Genomic DNA, 17,688 nt, shown 5'->3' with positions numbered 1-17,688 from the left:
ATGTACCTAGGCTGGCCGTATGGACAGTCGTGCGGTGGGTGGGTTGACGGTCACGGCCTTGCGGGATGGGCGCGGGCCGTTCCTGGACTGGGCGAAGGCGTTTCCCGGCGCGGGGGAGCGGGAGTGGGAGCTGGCGCGGGCGGCCGATCCGGCCGCGTTCGCCGAGGACGGCAAGTGGTGGCTGGACTTCCGGGCGTTCGCGATCCAGGGCGCCGACGGTGGAGTCGTGCTGGTCGACACCGGGATCGGCCCGGCCGGGGCGCCGGCGTCGAGCTTCGCGGACACTCCCGGCAGGCTACCGTCGGTCCTGGCCGAGGCGGGCATCGCGCCGGAGGACGTCAGCACGGTGGTGTTGACCCACTTGCACACCGACCACTGTGGATGGGCGGTCGACGCGGCGGGCACGCCGACCTTCCCGAACGCCCGCTATATCTTGCAGCGCACGGAAACCGCGTGGCTCGAGGAGTCCGCGCCGCTGTACTCGTGGGCGGTGCGGCCGCTGCGCGAGGCCGGTCAACTGGACGAAGTGGACGGTCAGCTGACCCTGGCCAAAGCGGCGTCCGGCGAGACCGTGACGGTGTTCCCCACCCCGGGGCACACGCCCGGTCACCAGTCGGTCGTGGTGGAAAGCCGTGACACACAACTGGTTGTGACCGGTGACGTGCTCGTGCACGCGGTGCAGCTGATGACCCCGTCGGTGGGGTACGTGTACGAGCGCGACCAGGAGCTGGCGCGCCGGACGCGCGAGGAAGTGTTGGCGCGCAAGGCTGTCTTCGCGACACCACACCTCACCGAGCCGTTCACGGAGCTCTAGCGGCGCAGGTCCGGCCACGGTGACCGGTGGATCACCGCGAGCAGCCCGAGAACCACCGCCGACAGGCTGATTTCCTCGCCCACATCACTGTTCGGCGCACAGGCAGCCGACCCCCTTCTCGATCCACTCGCGGCCCTCCCACTCCGGGTATCGCCGCAGCAGGACCGCCGTGACCTCCTCGACGATGGTCTGCTCGCCCATCGCGGAGTCGCGGCGGGCCCACGTCTCGTCCCGCAGAAGTTCAAGACAGCCGCGAACGTCGTCGAGCACCTCCGGCCCGCCGCGGTCGCCGTGACCGGGGATGACGACCTTGGGCCGCTCCTCGGCGAGCCCGCGGATGACCTCGATCCAGCGGATCCCGGAGACGTCGGTGTCGTGCGGCGGGAACCACGGGAAGATCGCGAACTGGCCGGTTTCCACGAGATCGCCGGTGAACAGCACATCATCGACCCGGATCACCTGGTCGCCCTTGCTGTGTGCGCGTCCGGTGGCGCGCAGCCGCACGACCCGGCCGCCGAGGTCGAGGTCGAGGGCCTGATCGTAGACGGTGTCCGGCTGGGGGATCTCAACGCCGTCGAGCTGTTCGGCGATGGCTTCGCCGAGGCCGCGGAACATGTGCAGGTAGCCTGCGCCTTTGCGGGCCAGGTCCTCGGCCTGGTCGCGGTTGACCAGGAAGGTCGCCTCGTCCTGGAACGTCCGCGCGCCGAACGCGTGCTCGGGGTGGAAATGCGTTGACGTCACATAGATCCGGCGGCCTTTCGCGTACTCGCGAGCGAACGCCAGCACCATCTCGGCGTTGCGCGGACCCATCCCGGTGTCGACCACCAGCACGGCCTCGCGGCCGCCGATGACCCCGATGTTCGGCACCAGCTGGACGTTCCGGTTCGGGATGACGACCAGGTCCGGGGCGATCTCTTCGGCGTGCGACACATCCACGATCGGCTTCACATCCCCAGTTCAGCCGTTGCCGCGACGGCCGTCCAACACCAAATCCGTGGCCCCGATACCGCGCGGGTATCGTCACTGGTGATGGACTTGCGGACGTTGCAGTACTTCGTTGCCGTCGCCGAGGAACGCCACTTCGGCCGGGCCGCCACGCGCCTGCACATCACCCAGCCGCCGTTGAGCCGCGCGATCAAACGGCTGGAAGCCGACCTCGGCTGCCTGCTGATGGACCGCTCACCGTCCGGTGTGGACCTCACTGCGGCGGGCGCGGCGCTGTACGACGAGGCGCGAACCCTGCTCGCCCAAGCCGACCAGGCGCGCACGCGCGTGATCGCGGTGTCCGGCACGGACACGATCACCGTCGGCACGCTCGGCGACACCGTTTCGGAGGCCGGTGCCACGGCCGCGGCGGCGTTCCGGGAGCGGCATCCCGGCATCCGGGTGCGGATCCGCGAGTCCGACCTCACCGATCCCACGACCGGCCTGCGGTCGGGTCTCGTCGACGTCGCCATGACACGCGGGCCCTTTGACACCACCGGGATCATGACCCGCGTGCTGCGCACCGACCCGATCGGCGTGGTGCTGCGCGATGATGACCCCTTGGCGCGCGCGTTGACCTTGGCGTTGACGGATCTCGCCGAGCGCCGGTGGTTCCGTTTCCCGGACGGCACCGATGCGTTGTGGCGCGCGTACTGGAACCGCGGCGACGGGCCGGTGGTGCGGACCGTGCAGGAGTGTGTTCATTCGGTGTTGTGGGACAACACCGTCGGCCTGGCGCCGCTGGGACACGAGCTGCCGAAGGGGCTCACCACGATTCCGTTGCGGGACATGCCACCGAGCCCGCTGCTGGTCGCCTGGCCCGCCACCAAACCGAACCCGTTGGTGCGTTCCTTCGTGGAGCTGGCCACCGGGTGACATGCTTGCGACCATGGAGAGCGTGTACTCAGCGGCCGGTGGCGACGAGGGCCTGCTGCGCCTGGCCGAGGCCTGGCACATCCGGGTGATGGCCGACGAGGTGGTCAGCCACGCCTTCAGCCACGGCTTCCACCCCCACCACAGCGAACGCCTGGCCGCCTACTGGGCGGAGGCCCTTGGCGGCCCCGCGGTGTTCTCGGCGAAGTACGGCACCGAGTCCGACGTGGTCCGCATGCACAGCGGCAACGGCCCCCACGAGGACATGGACCGCCGGGCCATCGCCTGCTTCGACCAGGCCCTCACCGACCTCGGCCTGCAGGACCCGGTCCGTCAGGTGTTGTACGACTACTTCGCCTGGGCCACAACAACAACGATGTCCCAGTACCACGAGTCCGCCGCCGCCGTGCCCGCCGACCTGTCCATCCCCCAATGGACCTGGACCGGCTTGCGCCAGCCGTAACTCCGCCACCACCCCGCCCGCGCTATCTCAGTGCAACGCTGGGACGGCCAGGTCCGTGAGGATTTCGATGAGTTCGGCGGGGCGGCGCAGGAAGCCGGCGTGGCCGCTGGCGATCGAGCGGACGTCCCACGGGTTGCCGGGTGTCAGGGCGTCGCCTTCGGTGATGTAGGTGTCCTGGGCGGTCAGCGGCATGGAGTGGTCCAGCAGGGTCCGGATGTAGGTCCGCGGGATGCGGCCCCAGGTGTCCCGCTGGGCGCGGATGTCCCAGCTCGGCTGGTCCTGCCACCAGATCTCGTCCGGCTGCATGGTGGCCAGGAGCATCGCGAATTCCTGCTCGGACAGATCCGCGCCCATCGCCGCGTGCATTGCTTTGAGGGCCTCACCCCGGGCGCCGCGCCAGTTCACCCGGATGAAGCCCTGCTCGGCCGGGTTGCCCAGGTAAAGCGATGTGGTGATCGGCAGCAGATCGGTCTCGGCCCATTCCGGCCGGGTCAGATAATCGCCGGCCCGCCGGTCGACCGGGCATTGTGCGGCGATGTACACGATCCGGTCGATCAGGCCGGGAACGGCATTCCCGGCGCCGGTGAGCGGGAGGCCGCCGAAACTGTGCCCGACGAGGATCACCGGCCCGTTCACGTGCGCCCGCCGCACGACCTCCACCAGTTCGGCGACGGTCCGCGTGCCGGTGATCCAGGCCGCCGCGGACGGCTCCCTGGCGAATGTCGCCAGGTCCTGGGTGTGGTAGGCGAGGGAGAACCCGGCGCCTCGCCCCGGCAGGTTCACCGCGACCGTGCGGTGCCCGCGCAACGCCATTTCCCGTTGAGTGGCCTGCCAGCTGGCAGAACTCGTGCCGGACCCATGAACGAAAACGTATGTCGGAGTCACGAAACCGATTATGGGTCCGGCCGGAAAAACAGCAACACTCATGCCCTTTTGGGCTATTTTTTGTACCCAAAGGGCCTGGGAAACAAAAGAATTCGAAGAGAACTCAGAAAGCCTCGCATTGGGCTCTGCCGTCGATTGTACAGCATTGAGCGACAATTGGTCATCACCCGAAGGCCTGCTGGTTCAGCCCGGATGTGTCTCCCCGCCCAGCGCGCCCAGCGTCTGGCCGGAGTAGTACGACGACAACCGGTCCGCGGCGAAGAAGACGTAGCTCGGCGCGATCTCGTCCGGGTGCGCGGGCCGGCCCATCGGCGTGTGCTCACCGAACGACTCGACCTTGTCCGGCGGCATGGTGGCCGGGATCAGCGGTGTCCACACCGGACCGGGCGCGACGCAGTTGACCCGGATCCCGCGCGGGGCAAGGGCTTGGGCCATGGCCATCGTCCACGCGTGGATCGCGCCCTTGGTCGCCGAGTAGTCGATCAGGGTCTTGTTGCCGCGCAGGCCGTTCACCGACCCGGTGTTGATGATCGCGCTGCCATCCGGCATGTGCGGCAACGCGGCGGTCGTGACCCGGTAGTAGCTATGGAGATTCACGTCGAACGTGTGCAGCCACTGCTCCTCGGTGAGGTCCGCCGGATCGTCCACCGGCCGCTGCGTGGCCACGTTGTTCACCAGCAGGTCCAGCCCGTCGAAGCGGTCCAGCGTCTCCTGCACGACGGTCCTGCACTGCTCCGCGCGACCCAGGTCTCCGGGCAGCAGCAGGCACTCCTGACCTGCGGCGTGGATGAGTTCCGCGGTGTGCTTGGCATCGTCGTGTTCGGACAGGTACGCGATGGCGACGTCCGCGCCTTCCTTGGCGAACGCCACCGCGACGGCCCGTCCGATCCCCGAGTCCCCGCCGGTGATCAGCGCCTTCCTGCCGCGCAACAGATCCCGGCCCACGTAGTCCGCCATGCTGTCGCGCGGCCGGGGCGTCATCTCGTCCGTGCGTCCTGGGTGTTGCTGTTGCTGTGCTGGTTGTCCCATGACTCCGGGTTAGCCGCTCGGCCGGGGCCGAAACGCTAGCCGGCCGGGGTGACGTCGTACACCAGGCAGAACGTGTGCCCCGCCGGGTCGCGGAACACGCGGAAGGTGTTGTCCTCCTGAGCGTCCCGCACGCGGGTGGCACCCAGTGCGAGCACCTGCCGCTCGGCCTCGTCGACATCGTCCACCTCCAGATCGAGGTGGAACTGTTGCGACCCATGGGTGTCGGGGAACTTCGGCGCCTCGTGCTCGGGTGAAAGCTGGAATGACAACCTCCGTCCGCGGTCGTCCCGGACCGTCACCCAGGTCGGTTCGTCCGCCACGATCTCGCCGCCCAGCACCTTGGCCCAGAACTCGGCCAGGCCATGAGGGTCCCGAGTGTCCACGACAACACTTCGAATACGTCCGATCATGCCCATGGCATTGCCGCTCAGGGCACGTCCGAAACTCTGCCGGTGTGCGAAGCGCGGAACCGGCCGGGTGGCATGCCGTAGACGCGTTTGAACGCATGCGCGAAGGCGAACTCCGAGGCGTAGCCGACCTTTCCGGCGATGGCGGTGAGCGGGGCGCTGGTGTCCCGCAGCATCCCGGCCGCGATGACCATCCGCCACCAGGTCAAGTAGGTCAACGGCGGCCGCCCGGCCAGCTCGGCGAACCGCCGCGCGAACGGCGCCCGGGACAGCCCGGCCTCCGCCGCGAGCGAAGCGACGGTCCACGGCCGGGCGGGGTCGCGGTGGATCGCTTGCAGGGCGGCGGCCACCGGCGTGTCGTTGAGGGCGGCGGCCCAGCCGGTTTCCGGTGGCTGATCGTCGAACCAGGCACGCAGCAGGTACAACAACAAGGTCTCGAGCAGGGCGGGGATGAGCGCGTCGGTGCCCAGCCGGGGCCGGTCGAGCTCCGCGGCCAGCAGGTCGATGGCGGCGCGCAGATCCTGGTGCCGGCCGAGCCGCGCGGGCAGGTGGATCAGCTCAGGCAGGCTGCGCAGCAACGGATGCGCGCGAGTGGGATCCAGTTGGTAGGCGCCGCACAGTGTCGCGGTGACCGGCCCTTCGGCGGCCTGCGGGCTGCCGGCACCGCATTCGGCGAGCTCCATGTCCGGGCTGCTGGCCAGCGCGTGCCCGCGGCCGTGCGGCATGAACACCACGTCACCGGGGCCGAGCGGGGTGGGTTCGGCGTCGGGCGCGATCAGCCAGCACGTGCCCTGGAGCACGACCTGGAACCCGGCTGACCCGCGCACCGTGGCGAACCGCTGACCGAACGGCCCGCGCCAGGCCGCCCGCGCCGACACCGGCCGCCCGGTCCGCATCACCGCGAGCACGTCACTGAGTACATCCACACGGAGACGATCTCATATAAATCGAGGAGTTCCACGCATGGTTCGTCTCGCTGCGCCCACCCTACTGTCGGTCGGGTGAAAGCAGCGCGCATCCGGTCGTTCGGCTCGGCCATCAGCTTCGACGACCTCCCGATCCCCGTCCCGGCGCCCGGCGAGGTCCTGCTCGAGGTCGCCGCGACCTCGTTCAACCCCACCGAAGTCGCCCTGCGCTCCGGCGTCCTGGCCACGCTCTTCCCGATCGCGTTGCCGTTCACCCTCGGCTGGGACGTCGCCGGGACCGTCGTCGCCCTGGGTCCGGACGTGGACAGGTTCGCTTTGGGTGATCGCGTGATCGGTGTCCTGGACGGAGGAGCGGCCGCGGCCTACGTGGCGGCCCCGGCTTCGCGGTTGGTGCACGCCCCGGTGACCGTGCCGCTCGCGCACGCCGCCGCCATCCCGCTGGCCGGCCTGACCGCCTGGCAGACCGTCTTCGAACACGCCAAAGTCGTTGCCGGGCAACGGGTTCTGGTCAACGGCGCGGGCGGGGGAGTCGGCGGCTACGCGGTCCAGCTCGCCAAACACGCAGGCGCCCACGTTATCGCCACCGCCAGCCCCCGCAGCCACCAGGCCGTCTTGGCCCAGGGCGCCGACGACATCATCGACTACACCAGGACGCCGGTGACCGAAGCCCTCACCGAACCGGTCGACACCATCCTGAACATCACCGGATTCCCGGCCACAGTGGACATCGTGCCCTGGGTCCGCCCCGGCGGAACGATCATCTCAGTGTCAGTCCCCGTCACCCTCCCGTCTACAGTGGACATCCACGCGGCCCACATGGTGATGCGCAACGACCCCAACGACCTCCGCCACCTCGTCGACCTGATCGACACCGGCGCAGTGACCGACGACATCACCGAAACCCACCCCCTCACCGCCCTCCCACACATCCACCACCGCGCCGAAACAGGCGACATCCGCGGCAAGATCATCCTCCACCCCTGACTCACATGCCCGGCCTGGCCGACTCGCTGGGCGTCCCCATCGAGCCGGTCCGGGTTCGGAGAAGGTCGTCGTGCGGCCCTGATCGACAGTTCGCACGCGACAGCGGTCCGCGCCGCCCAGCCCGCTCAGTGTGCAGGGCCCGATTCCCGGTCGCCGCTTCGCACACCACCTTGCCTGCTCGGGCAATGGAGCCCGGCGTCACGGCGGCACCCATGTGGGGGCGGAGGCGGGTATCGCCTGTCGTCCGAACTGAGCTGGGTGGTGGAGTCCGCTGTCACGGCGGCATCCATGGGGGTCGGTGGTGGAGGCGGGCGTCGCCTGTCATCCGACCTGGGTGGGTGGTGGAGTCCGGCGTCGCGTCGCCGCTCGGTCTGGGCCGGGGGGCAGCATCTGCCATCCGACCCGGCCTTGGGTGGCGGAGGCCGACATCACTGCGCCCCCGACCCGGTCTGCGCCGTTCTGCCGCCCGGGCTTGATTCGGGGTGGTCGAGACGGACACCCACCCAGTTCTGGCCGTCCCTTCGCGGCTGACCTGAACCGGATGGCCGGGCTCGGTCCGAGCGGCGGGAGGCCGACGTGGCACAGCCGCAGTGATGCCGCAGACCGACATCACTTCGCCACCCTGACCTGGGAATACCCTGATCACCGCCCTCCTTCCACCCCACCTCCGCCCATCCACTTGACAAGGCTAAGACGACCGGTCACATTGGAGACATGCCGAGGGTGAGTGTGCGGGAGAAGATCGTGGATGCGGCGGTGGTGGAGTTTCATCGGGGTGGGTACAACGGGTGCTCGGTCGAGACCATCACGAAGGCCGCGGGTGTGCCGAAGGGGTCGTTCTACAACCACTTCCGGTCCAAGGAGGATCTTGGGGCGGCGGCGGTGGCCCGGTACACCGAGCAGTCGCAGTGGGAGGGCGTCGATCCGGGGTTGCCGGTGCTCGACCAGCTGCGCGACCGGTTCACCGCGCAGCGGGAGCTGATCGAGGCCAACGGGTTCACCCGGGGCTGCCTGATCGGCAACATGGGCGAGGAGGCGGCCGACCACAGCCTCCCGATCCGCGCCCAGGTCCAGGCCAGCCTGGCCGGGTGGGCCGCGGAGATCGCGGTGTTCATCCGGGCCGCCCAGGAAACCGGTGAGGTGCCGGCCGGGCTGGACGCCGAGCAGGCCGGGCGGTTCATCCTCGACGCGTGGGAAGGCTCCATCCTGCGGGTCAAGGCCGAGAAGAGCGCCGCCGGGTTCGACTCCTTCTTCGCGCACGTCTTCGGCATCCTGTTGGCGTTGAGTTGATGAGGAGACAACGACAATGAGCCGCATCATGCTGCACGCGGTGGGCGACATCAGCGGGATCACGTTGGAGGACAACGGTTCTCAGCCCTTGGGCGCCGATGATGTGCTGGTCGCCACCGAGGCCGCGACCATCAACCCGGCGGACTTCCTGCTGGCCAACGGCTGGTACGGGTTCTACCCGGCCGACCTGCCGTACGCCTTGGGGTCGGAGGGGGTCGGCCGGGTGATCGAGGCCGGGTCCGCCGCGCACCAGGACCTGGTGGGCCGCCGCGTGATCATCCTGCCCACCTACGAGCAGGGCACCTGGGCCGACCGGATCGTCGTCCCGGCCCGCAACACCGTCGTCGTGCCGGACTCGGCCGACGCCGCGCAGCTGGCCATGCTGCCGATCAACCCGGCGACCGCGTACCTGTTGCTGCACAAGTACATCGACGTCAAGCCGGGCGAGTGGATCGGCCAGAACCTGGGCAACTCCGCGGTCGGCCAGTACGTGATCAAACTGGCCAAGCTGGCCGGGATCAGGACGTTGAGCGTCGTCCGCCGCGCGGAAGCCGTTGCCGGACTTGAGGCTCTGGGCGCGAATGTGGTGATTGTGGACGGTGAGAACCTCGGCGACCGGATCGCCGCGGTCCTCGGCGACACCAAGCTCAAGGCCGTACTGGACGGCGCCGGCGACGCGACCGCAGGTGAGCTGGCCAAGTCCCTGGACTTCGGCGGCACGGTCGTCAGCTACTCGTCGCAGACCGGCGAGGTCGCCCCGCTGCCGATCGGCAACTTCGTCTACGGCGAGATCGTCCACAAGGGAATGTGGCTGATCAACTGGGTCCGCAACGCCCCGCGTGCCGAGGTCGAGCAGGCCTACCACCACCTCGCGTCCCTTGTGGACAAGGGCGAGCTGAAGGCCGCCGTCGAGGCGACCTATCCGCTGGAGAAGTTCCAGGACGCGTTCGCGCACGCCCAGCGTCCCGGCCGCACCGGCAAGGTCCTCTTCCAGTTCTGAGCGTCCCGGGAGGGCGGTGGCAGCACCGCCCTCTTGCCGTTGTTGACAGTTTGTCTATCATGACATTCAGTCTCTCAACGGGGAGGTGGCTGGTGGACGAGCCGGAGAACCTGGTGCTGCGGCCGCGGGACGTGCGGTTCGACTGGGACGGCCTGGCGCCGCACTGGATCCCGGGCGAGCCGTTCGCGACGCACGTCTTCAACGTGATGCACCTGCTGCTGCCGGAGGGCGAGCGGTGGTTCGTCGAGGTGTTCAAGGAGGCGTTGCCGCTGGTCACCGACGAGCGGCTGCGGGAGGAGGTGGTCGGGTTCATCGGCCAGGAGGCGATGCACGCGTCGGCCCACCAGGGCGCGCAGGACCACCTCGAACGCCAGGGCCTGAACCCGGCTCCGTATGTCCGCCAGCTCGAGTGGTTCTTCCGGCACCGGCTGGACCGGCCGGACGGCGGGCGGAGATGGCTGGTCTCCCGGCTCGCGGTGATCGCCGCGGTCGAGCATGTGACCGCGTTCCTCGGCCAGTGGGTGCTCGACTCGCACGCGCTGGACCGGGCCGGGGCCGACCCGACCATGCTCGACCTGCTGCGCTGGCACGGCGCCGAGGAGGTCGAGCACCGGTCGGTCGCGTTCGACCTGTTCATGCACGTCGACGGGCGGTTCGCCACAAGGGTGTCGGCGATGGCGGTCGCGGTGCCGTTCCTGCTCTGGCAGTGGAGCCGGGGTGTGCGGTTCCTGATGGCCAACGACCCGCGTACCACGGCGAAGCCGCGCTGGCGTGATCTCGTGCGGACCGGAAAGCGTGGTCTCACACCGAGTCCGGGGCAGGTCCGGCGGGCGGTGATGACGTACTTCCGCCGCTCGTACCACCCGTCCCAGGAGGGCTCGACCAGTCAGGCGGTCGCCTACCTGGCCAGTTCCCCGGCCGCGCTGGCCGCCGGGCAGTGAACCTCCCGCCCGACCTCTACGGCCGGCCCCGCGCGGACCGGTCGTGGGGCTTCGCGACCAAGGCGTTGACGGCGTTCGAGGTCGTCACGGGCCTGCTGAAGTCCGAGCCGCCGGTCCGTCCGGTCAACGATCGGCAGATCGCAACCATTGTCAGACAGACAGTCGTTGAGGCCGAGGATGTTGTCAGTCTCCGTCTGTCGGCGCCTGACTGGGGGCCACTGCCCGCCTGGCAGCCCGGCTGTCACATCGACCTGGAGCTCCCATCCGGGACCGTTCGGCAGTACTCCTTGTGCGGCGACCCGGACGACCGGTTCACCTACCGGATCGCGGTCCGCAGGCTCGGCAGTGGGTCACAGGAGGTGCACCGGTTGGCCGAGGGGGACGTTGTGCGAGTGAGGGGCCCGCGCAACGCCTTCCCGTTGATTGACAGACGACGTTATCTGTTCATAGCCGGCGGGATAGGCATCACTGCCATCCTGCCGATGGTCAAGGCGGTGACAGATGACGACTGGCATCTCGTCTACTGCGGACGGTCGCGGGAGTCGATGCCGTTCCTGGACGAGATCGCCGAGCTCGACCCAGACCGGGTGTGGATCCGGCCGGACGACGAGTTCGGCGTACCGGTCAGTGGGGCCGAATTGCTGACGAAAGCCTTGCCGGACACCCATGTCTACTGCTGTGGGCCGCCGCCGATGATCGCGGGCGTGCGCGTGGACCGGCCGTTCGGTTTGCACTACGAGAGGTTCTCGCCACCGCCCATTCGCGACGGTCGTCCGTTCACAGTGGAACTGCGGCGGCGCGGGCTCGTGCTGGACGTCCCGCCGGACCGGTCGGCGCTGGAGGTCATCCGGGAGGCCGTCCCGTCGATCGGGTACTCCTGCCGCCAGGGGTTCTGCGGAACGTGCCGGGTCCGGGTGCTGGACGGCGAGGTCGACGAGCAGCGCGAGGACGGGATGATGTCGATCTGCGTGTCGCGGGCCAGGGACGGTCGTGTGGTGCTGGACCTGTGATGCCAAGATGACCCTGGTGAGGACCCCCCGACGGATGGCGCCCGAGCAGCGGCGCCAGCACCTGCTGGCGGCGGCGATCGAGCTCTACGGCCGCCGCCCGTACGAGCAGGTGTCCATCGACGACATCGCGGCGGCCGCCGACGTGTCGCGGGCGCTGCTGTACCGGTACTTCTCCAGCCCGGCCGAGATCTACCTCGCGTCGCTGCGGTTCGCCGCGGACGGGCTGATCGCCCGGTTCGCCGCGCCCTGCGAGGGCACGCTGCTGGAGCAGTTGCGATCGCTGATCGGGGAGTTCATCGCGTTCGCCGAGGCGCACGAGACGGCGTTCGTGGCGTTGCTGCGTGGTGGATCCGTTGTGGCAACCGCGGAAACGGGCGCCGTGGTGGACGACGTCCGGCGGCACGCGGTGGCCGAGATCCTGTCGCGCACCGGTGTCACCGATCCGACGCCGCTGGCGTTGCTGACGTTGAACTGCTGGACCGCCGTGGTCGAGGGGACGACGTTGACCTGGTTGCAGGAACGGAACCTGCCGCGCGCCGAACTGGAGGACTGGCTGGTGGACCAGCTCGTCGCCATGGTCTCGGTGACCGCGGCCCGCGATCCGGCGGTCGCGAAGGTGGTCACTGAGGCCATATCTCAGCGATGAGCCCGGCGACCTCGTTGACCACTCGTTGGCCCGGCTCGGGCTGGGCGTGCAGCATGCCGAGGGCCATGTCGATGTAGTGCAGGACGATGTCGTCGAGGCTCAGCGGGCCGTCGGGGGAGTACCAGCGCGAGATCCCGCCGCACATCTCCAGCAGCGCCAGCCGTGCGACTCCCGGCGCGTTCGTGTGGAACCTCCGCTGTGCGCAACCGTTCTCAATGGCCTGCTGCCAGAACGCCTCGTACTCGTCGCGCAGCTTGAGGATCTCCTTGCGCGGCTGGGGAGACAGCGCGCGCATCTCGTTGTCGACCACGCGGGTCTCCAGCTGCTGGACCGCGTGGGTCATCACGTGCAGGGCGACGAGCTTGGCGAGGCGATCTTGTGCGTCCTCGGTCTCGGCGATCCTGGCCGCCGCGCGGTTCAGCCTGGTCAGGCTCTCCCGCATGATCGCGACGAGCAGGTCCTCCTTGGTACCCATGTAGTGGTACAGGGTCGCCGAGGACAGGCCGGCGGACACGGCCAGGTCGCGGATCCCGGTGCCGTGGAAGCCCCGCGCCGCGAACAGTTCCAGCGCCGCCTGGCGGACTCGTTGCTCCGTGGTCACACTGTGCTCCTGCTCTCTTGACCGCACGGTAGCCCAGACCTAGTGTCGAGTCTATCGATCGATCGATCGAACCGTACGGGAGCGAGCGAGTGACAGTCGACTACACCTGCGCCGACGGGATCGCGCAGATCCACCTCAACCGGCCGGAGCGGCTCAACGCCGTGGTGCCCGCACTGGTCGAGGGCCTTTTGGCGGGCTTTGAGCGGGCCGCTTCCGGCGGGGCGCGCGCTGTCGTGCTCGCCGGGCGGGGGCGGGCGTTTTGTGCTGGGCATGACCTGAAAGAGCCCGTTCCGGCCGAGACCCTGGCGCAGACCCAGGCGCGGCTGTGGTCGCTCCAGGACGTGACGCTGGCGGTGCGGCGGTTCCCGGGGATCGTGATCTCCGCCGTGCACGGGTACGCGCTCGGTGCCGGCTGCGAGTTCGCGCTGGGCTGCGACCTGATCGTGGCCTCGGCGTCGGCGCAGTTCGGGTTCCCCGAGGTCGGGGTGGGGCTCAGCGTCACCGGTGGGATCTCGGCGCTGCTGCCGCGGGTCGTCGGGTTGCCGCGGGCCAAGGAGCTGCTGCTGCTTGGGGAGCGTTTCGGTGCTTCGCAGGCGTTGTCGTGGGGGTTGATCAACCGGGTGGCTCCGGACGGGGAGCACCTCGGCGCCGCACTGTCGATCGCGGAGGAGATCGTTGCGAGACCGCCGGTTGCCGCGAGCCTGGCGAAACAGGTGCTGGATCTGGGCACGGACGCGAACCTGGAGCAAGCCTTGGCCACCGAGGTGCAGCACGCGCTCCTGACCAGCGTGTCCGGCGAGAACACCAAGCCGCGCGAGGAGTTCGGCAATGCGTGACCTGGTCGAAGTTGTGGGGCGGGCGGTGCGGTTGTGGCCGGAGCGGGTTGCCTGGACGTTCGATCCGGGGCTGCGGTACACGTTCCTGGAGGTCGACGAGCTTTCGTCCGGATATGCCCAGTTCCTGCGGGAGCTTGGGGTCGGCGCTGGGGACCGGGTCGGCGTCATGATTCGCAACCGGCCCGAGTTTCCGTTGGTGTGGCTGGCTTTGGTGAAGTTAGGTGCCGCCATGGTGCCGGTCAACGTGAAGTACCGGAGTGTGGACGCGGAGTTCGTGCTGCGGGGCGTGAAGACCGTTGTGGCGGAACGGGAGTTCGAACCGCTGCTCGCCGAGGTCGGCGTGCCGGTAGTGTCCTTTGTGGAGGATCTGGAGTCGTTGCCTGGCTTCGAACAGCAACCGGTAGGCCCCGCGGACACTGTGAACGTGCAGTACACCTCGGGGACGACAGGCGATCCGAAGGGATGCGTTCTGTCGCACCGGTACTGGATGGAACTCGCCGGTAGCCTGGTGGAGAACTTCCCTCGGCTCACCGAACGTGACGTGATGCTGACCGCGCAACCGTTCCACTACATCGATCCACAGTGGAACGTCGTCGCCGCGCTGCTGAGCGGCGCGGAGCTTGTTGTGCTGGACGGGTTTCACCCGTCCGGCTTCTGGGCCAAGGTCCGCGAGCATCGGGTGACCTACTTCTACTGCCTCGGCGCGATGCCCACCTTGCTGCTCAAGATGCCGCCCGACGCCAAGGACAAAGACCACCGCGTGCGCGTGGTGCAGTGCTCGGCGATCCCGCCCGGCAAGCACCGCGAGCTCGAGGACCGGTGGGGTGTCGGCTGGTACGAGGCGTTCGGGATGACCGAGACCGGCGCCGACATCCGGGTCACCGACGAGGACCATGACGAGCTGGTGGGCACCGGGTGCCTGGGGCGGCCGATGCCGCACCGCGAAGCCAAGATCGTCGACGGCGAGCTGCTGCTGAGCGGGCCCGGGATGATGGACGGCTACCTCGGGCTGCCGGATGTGTTCGAGGACGGCTGGTTCCGCACCGGGGACCTGGCCCGGATGGACGAGCAGGGCCGGATCTACCACCTGGGCCGCAGCAAGGACATGATCCGGCGCAGCGGCGAGAACATCGCCGCGCACGAGGTCGAGGGCGTGCTGATGAGCCACTCGGGGGTCCGGCTGGCCGCGGTGATCGGCGTCCCGGACGAGATCCGCGGCGAGGAGGTCAAGGCGTTCATCGTCGGCACGGCGACCCAGCAGGAGCTGGCAGACCACTGCGCACAACGGCTCGCGGGCTTCAAAGTGCCGCGCTACTGGGAATTCACCGACGACCTGCCGCGCACGCCGTCCGAACGCGTCGCCAAGCACCTGCTCGACCGGAGCGTGCCGTGAGCTTCAGCTGGGACAGCCAGGTCTACTTCGACGAGCTGGACCTCAACGGCACCCTGCACAACGCCCGGTTCGCCCTGCACGTCGAACGGGCCCAGTCGGCGTTGTTCGAGCGGCTGGGCAAGCAGTGGACCAGGTTCGCCGACCGCGACCCCGATCTGCATTACGTGGTACGGGAACTGCACGTGGAGTTCCTCAACGCGGTGACGGGGCCCGGGCCGATGCGGGTGGAGATCACCGCCGACAAGATCGGGACCACCAGCGCGGTGTACGGGTTCCGGTGCGGCGACGAGACAACGTACGCCCACGGCCATCGCGTGATCGTCAAGGTGGACCGGGAGACCGGCAGACCCGTGCCGTGGAGTCCCTGGTACCGGGAGATGTTCGCGGAGCTGCAGAGATGATCCAAGCCGACCTGTTGCTGACCAACGCCGAAGTCGTCACCCTCGACGGCCCCGACGCCAGGCACGTCGCCATCCTCGGCGACCGGATCGTCGCCCTGGAAGAGGTTCCGGCGAGACGGACCATCGACCTCGGTGGCGCCACCGTCACGCCCGGGTTCCACGACGCCCACAACCACATGGCCTGGTACGGGCTGACACAGTCCGAAGTGGACCTGAAGGTCGGCAGCCTGGACCAGCTGTACGCGCGCATCCGCGCCCGCGCACAGGAAGCCGCCGAGGGCGAGTGGATCGTCGGCGCGGGCTACGACCAGAACAAGACCGGCGGCCACCCCACCCGCGACGGCCTCGACCGGGCCGCACCCGGCCGGAAGGTCTGGCTCAAGCACACCTCCGGGCACATGTGCGTGGTCAACACCCCGGTCCTGCGGGAGCTCGGGCTCGCGAACGCCGCGAAGGACGTCGAAGGCGGCCTGGTCGTGACCGACGAGCAAGGCCGGCCGACCGGTCTGCTGCAGGAACGCGCTCAGCAGCTGGTCAGTCCGCTCGTGCTGCCGTACTCGATCGACACCCTCGTGGCCGCGATCGACATCGCCGGACAGCACTACCTGCGCGAAGGCATCACCAGCGTGGTCGAGGCGGGCATCGGCGGCGGCTGGATCGGCAAGAGCCCGATCGAGTTCGCCGCGTACCAGAAAGCGCGGGACCTGGGCAGACTCCACGTCCGGGTCGAGCTGATGGTGGCCATCGACGCCCTGCACGAGCTGACCGGCCACGCGGACGACGACGTCGTGCTCGGCCTGGACCTCGGTCTGCGCACCGGGATCGGCGACGACTGGCTGCGGATCGGCCCGGTCAAGATCTTCTCCGACGGCTCGCTGATCGGCCGGACCGCGGCGATGACCCAGGACTTCGCCGACAGCCCCGGCAATCGCGGTTTCCTGCAGAACGACGCCAAGATCCTGGTCGACCAGATCGTGAACGCGCACCGCTCCGGCTGGCGGGTGGCCACGCACGCGGTCGGCGACGCGGCCATCGACCTCGTGCTCGACGCGTACGAAGCCGCCGCGAAACGCCATCCCCGCACCGACCCGCGGCACCGGATCGAACATTTCGGCGTCGCACGGCCCGATCAGGTCGCCAGGGCGGCCGAGCTCAACGTCGTCCCGGTGCCGCAAGGCAGGTTCGTCAACGAGATCGGCGACGGCATGCTCAAGGCGCTGGGCCCGGACCGGGCGAAAGGCGCGTACCGGCACCGCAGCCTGCTCGACGCGGGCATCGTCGTGCCCGGCAGCTCCGACCGGCCGGTGGTCAACGGCGCACCCCTGCTGGGCATGCACGACATGGTCAACCAGATCACCGCGTCCGGCGTGCCGTTCAACCCCGGCGAGGCCGCGACCGGGCTGGAAGCGTTGCGCGCGTTCACCTACGGCTCCGCGTACGCGAGCGGCCAGGAGGACCGCAAGGGCACGCTGACCCCAGGCAAGCTTGCCGACCTCGTCGTGCTTTCGGGCAACCCGGCGACCGTCGACCCGGCCGCGATCAAGGACATCCAGGTGCTGCGGACCATGGTGGGCGGGGTGTTCCGGTGAACCTGGTCTCCGCCGACACCCTCGGCCCGGGCGCCCGCGACGATCTGCGCGCGATCTACGAACAGAGTTTCGACGAACGCCTGCGCTCGCCCTTCGACGACCTGCTGCGGGACAGCGTTCTCGTGCTGGCCGATCCGCGGCCGCACGGAATGGCGGTGCTGCGGGAACTCGGCCCGACCGGCTGGGTCTTTCTGCGTTACTTCGTCGTGGCCGCGGAACGCCGCGGCGACGGGGTCGGCGCGCGGTTGTGGAAACTGCTGACCCAGGCGATGCGGGACGCCGGGCACACCAGGATCGTTTTCGACGTGGAGGACCCGGCCCGGACCGATGACCCGGCGGAAGCCGGGATCAGGCGGCGGCGTATCGGGTTCTACACGCGGCTGGGCGCCCAACTGTTGCCGGTCAAGGGCTACACACCGCCGCACGGCGAGGAGGAGCATCCGCTGCTGCTCATGGCCGCCGACCTGGCGGTGGAGACCACCCGGATCCACGGCGGTGACCTGCGCGATGTCGTGCTCGCGGTCTACCGCCACCGGTACGGGCTCGACCCGGAAAATCCGGTGGTACGCAAGACTTTGCGGCAAAATACGTTCTAGGGCGCGAAAAATCCCGAGCT

20 protein-coding genes are annotated in these 17,688 nt (G+C 69.1%); 14 read left to right on the top strand and 6 right to left on the bottom strand.

The window, feature by feature from the left end; all coding sequences use genetic code 11:
* Positions 1-19: 19 nt before the first annotated feature.
* Positions 20-814, top strand: a complete 795-nt coding sequence (locus AB0J95_RS18775; RefSeq protein ID WP_364758709.1) for an MBL fold metallo-hydrolase — start codon at positions 20-22, stop codon at positions 812-814.
* Positions 815-898: 84 nt separating this feature from the next.
* Here AB0J95_RS18775 and AB0J95_RS18770 read toward each other — a convergent pair whose 3' ends face one another.
* Positions 899-1,762 carry an MBL fold metallo-hydrolase gene (locus AB0J95_RS18770; protein ID WP_364758706.1) on the bottom strand — a complete coding sequence of 288 codons (864 nt, stop codon included), beginning with the start codon at positions 1,760-1,762 and terminating at the stop codon, positions 899-901.
* A gap of 81 nt (positions 1,763-1,843) precedes the next feature.
* Here AB0J95_RS18770 and AB0J95_RS18765 point away from each other — a divergent pair, with 81 nt between their 5' ends.
* Together AB0J95_RS18765 and AB0J95_RS18760 are read left to right on the top strand one after the other, a co-directional pair.
* Positions 1,844-2,674 (top strand): LysR substrate-binding domain-containing protein, encoded by an 831-nt coding sequence (locus tag AB0J95_RS18765; RefSeq protein WP_364758703.1) that lies wholly within the window; start codon positions 1,844-1,846, stop codon positions 2,672-2,674.
* A gap of 13 nt (positions 2,675-2,687) precedes the next feature.
* Positions 2,688-3,134, top strand: a complete 447-nt coding sequence (locus AB0J95_RS18760; protein ID WP_364758700.1) for a group II truncated hemoglobin — start codon at positions 2,688-2,690, stop codon at positions 3,132-3,134.
* Positions 3,135-3,161: 27 nt separating this feature from the next.
* Here the strand turns inward: AB0J95_RS18760 and AB0J95_RS18755 are convergent, their stop codons facing one another.
* From AB0J95_RS18755 to AB0J95_RS18740, 4 genes are all read right to left on the bottom strand, one after another.
* Positions 3,162-4,019, bottom strand: coding sequence for an alpha/beta hydrolase (locus tag AB0J95_RS18755; protein ID WP_364758698.1), 858 nt, complete (start codon positions 4,017-4,019; stop codon positions 3,162-3,164).
* Positions 4,020-4,202: 183 nt separating this feature from the next.
* A complete protein-coding gene (locus AB0J95_RS18750) occupies positions 4,203-5,048 on the bottom strand; it encodes an SDR family oxidoreductase (protein ID WP_364758695.1) in 846 nt (281 codons plus the stop codon).
* A gap of 35 nt (positions 5,049-5,083) precedes the next feature.
* Entirely contained in the window at positions 5,084-5,431 is a 348-nt protein-coding gene (locus tag AB0J95_RS18745) for a VOC family protein (protein ID WP_364758692.1), read from the bottom strand.
* A 44-nt stretch (positions 5,432-5,475) separates the two neighbouring features.
* Positions 5,476-6,381, bottom strand: a complete 906-nt coding sequence (locus tag AB0J95_RS18740; RefSeq protein WP_364758690.1) for an AraC family transcriptional regulator — start codon at positions 6,379-6,381, stop codon at positions 5,476-5,478.
* Between the two features lie 75 nt (positions 6,382-6,456).
* Between AB0J95_RS18740 and AB0J95_RS18735 the strand changes: the two genes are divergently transcribed.
* The 6 genes from AB0J95_RS18735 (at position 6,457) to AB0J95_RS18710 (ending at position 12,252) form a co-directional block, all read left to right on the top strand.
* Positions 6,457-7,365 (top strand): NADP-dependent oxidoreductase, encoded by a 909-nt coding sequence (locus tag AB0J95_RS18735; protein WP_364758687.1) that lies wholly within the window; start codon positions 6,457-6,459, stop codon positions 7,363-7,365.
* 714 nt (positions 7,366-8,079) lie between these two features.
* Positions 8,080-8,655 (top strand): TetR family transcriptional regulator C-terminal domain-containing protein, encoded by a 576-nt coding sequence (locus tag AB0J95_RS18730; RefSeq protein ID WP_364758684.1) that lies wholly within the window; start codon positions 8,080-8,082, stop codon positions 8,653-8,655.
* Positions 8,656-8,671: 16 nt separating this feature from the next.
* Positions 8,672-9,655 (top strand): zinc-dependent alcohol dehydrogenase family protein, encoded by a 984-nt coding sequence (locus AB0J95_RS18725; RefSeq protein WP_364758681.1) that lies wholly within the window; start codon positions 8,672-8,674, stop codon positions 9,653-9,655.
* A gap of 59 nt (positions 9,656-9,714) precedes the next feature.
* On the top strand, positions 9,715-10,596 hold the full coding sequence (locus AB0J95_RS18720) for a metal-dependent hydrolase (RefSeq protein ID WP_364758678.1): 882 nt from the start codon (positions 9,715-9,717) through the stop codon (positions 10,594-10,596).
* On the top strand, positions 10,593-11,606 hold the full coding sequence (locus AB0J95_RS18715) for a PDR/VanB family oxidoreductase (RefSeq protein WP_364758675.1): 1,014 nt from the start codon (positions 10,593-10,595) through the stop codon (positions 11,604-11,606). The genes AB0J95_RS18720 and AB0J95_RS18715 overlap by 4 nt, the downstream gene beginning before the upstream one ends.
* 7 nt (positions 11,607-11,613) lie before the next feature.
* Positions 11,614-12,252 carry a TetR/AcrR family transcriptional regulator gene (locus AB0J95_RS18710; RefSeq protein WP_364758672.1) on the top strand — a complete coding sequence of 213 codons (639 nt, stop codon included), beginning with the start codon at positions 11,614-11,616 and terminating at the stop codon, positions 12,250-12,252.
* On the opposite strand, the gene AB0J95_RS18705 is transcribed toward AB0J95_RS18710, so the two are convergent.
* On the bottom strand, positions 12,227-12,853 hold the full coding sequence (locus tag AB0J95_RS18705) for a TetR/AcrR family transcriptional regulator (RefSeq protein WP_364758669.1): 627 nt from the start codon (positions 12,851-12,853) through the stop codon (positions 12,227-12,229). The two genes, AB0J95_RS18710 and AB0J95_RS18705, sit on opposite strands and share 26 nt — an antisense overlap.
* A gap of 89 nt (positions 12,854-12,942) precedes the next feature.
* Between AB0J95_RS18705 and AB0J95_RS18700 the strand changes: the two genes are divergently transcribed.
* The 5 genes from AB0J95_RS18700 to AB0J95_RS18680 are packed head-to-tail and all read left to right on the top strand — an operon-like array spanning position 12,943 to position 17,668.
* On the top strand, positions 12,943-13,689 hold the full coding sequence (locus AB0J95_RS18700; protein WP_364758666.1) for an enoyl-CoA hydratase/isomerase family protein: 747 nt from the start codon (positions 12,943-12,945) through the stop codon (positions 13,687-13,689).
* Entirely contained in the window at positions 13,682-15,082 is a 1,401-nt protein-coding gene (locus AB0J95_RS18695; protein WP_364758663.1) for an AMP-binding protein, read from the top strand. Before AB0J95_RS18700 ends, AB0J95_RS18695 begins: the two co-directional genes overlap by 8 nt.
* A complete protein-coding gene (locus AB0J95_RS18690; RefSeq protein WP_364758661.1) occupies positions 15,079-15,483 on the top strand; it encodes a thioesterase family protein in 405 nt (134 codons plus the stop codon). The genes AB0J95_RS18695 and AB0J95_RS18690 overlap by 4 nt, the downstream gene beginning before the upstream one ends.
* The gene (locus AB0J95_RS18685) at positions 15,480-17,072 is read left to right on the top strand and encodes an amidohydrolase (protein WP_364758658.1); all 1,593 of its coding nucleotides are present in this window, start codon (positions 15,480-15,482) and stop codon (positions 17,070-17,072) included. Before AB0J95_RS18690 ends, AB0J95_RS18685 begins: the two co-directional genes overlap by 4 nt.
* Positions 17,069-17,668 (top strand): GNAT family N-acetyltransferase, encoded by a 600-nt coding sequence (locus AB0J95_RS18680; RefSeq protein WP_364758655.1) that lies wholly within the window; start codon positions 17,069-17,071, stop codon positions 17,666-17,668. The genes AB0J95_RS18685 and AB0J95_RS18680 overlap by 4 nt, the downstream gene beginning before the upstream one ends.
* Positions 17,669-17,688 lie beyond the last annotated feature (20 nt).

This window comes from Actinocrispum sp. NPDC049592, assembly GCF_040675465.1.
Lineage (GTDB): Bacteria > Actinomycetota > Actinomycetes > Mycobacteriales > Pseudonocardiaceae > Kibdelosporangium.
Note: the sequence above shows the minus strand (reverse complement) of the source record. Positions and strands in the feature narration are given on the sequence as shown.